The organism is Actinospica acidithermotolerans (assembly GCF_018139625.1).
GTDB classification, from domain to species: domain Bacteria; phylum Actinomycetota; class Actinomycetes; order Streptomycetales; family Catenulisporaceae; genus Actinospica; species Actinospica acidithermotolerans.
Map to the genome: position 1 here is coordinate 1 of NZ_JAGSOH010000404.1, position 393 is coordinate 393.

The 393-nt window shown below is 34.6% G+C and carries 1 pseudogene; it reads right to left on the reverse strand.

What is annotated here, in order from left to right:
• Positions 1–393, reverse strand: a pseudogene (locus KDK95_RS39145) (nitrite reductase large subunit); the annotation flags it as partial.

The following is a 393-nucleotide window of genomic DNA, read 5'->3' on the forward strand; positions in this document are numbered from 1 at the left end:
CAACAATTGATAGCGATGCCTCTTCTCCACCTTTAGTAAGCAATGATACCAGTGTGTAATCTTCAGTAGATTCACCTTTTTTCATCATGTTATAAAAGCGTGAACCATCATCGATATCACCATATAGTACTGCGCCAACTACATTACCGTCTTTCAAAAAGATTTTTTTATAGTTATTATCAACGCTATTAAATATTTCAATACCTTTAATTTCAGCATTTTCTACAATTTGACCAGCGCTATACAAGTCACACCCAGAAACTTTTAATGACGTAAATGTTGTTGATCCCTTGTATCCGTTCGTTTCTTTATTTGTTAAATGATCAGCTAATACTTTACCTTGTTCATATAGTGGTGCAACGAGTCCATAAACTTTGCCGTTATGTTCTGCAC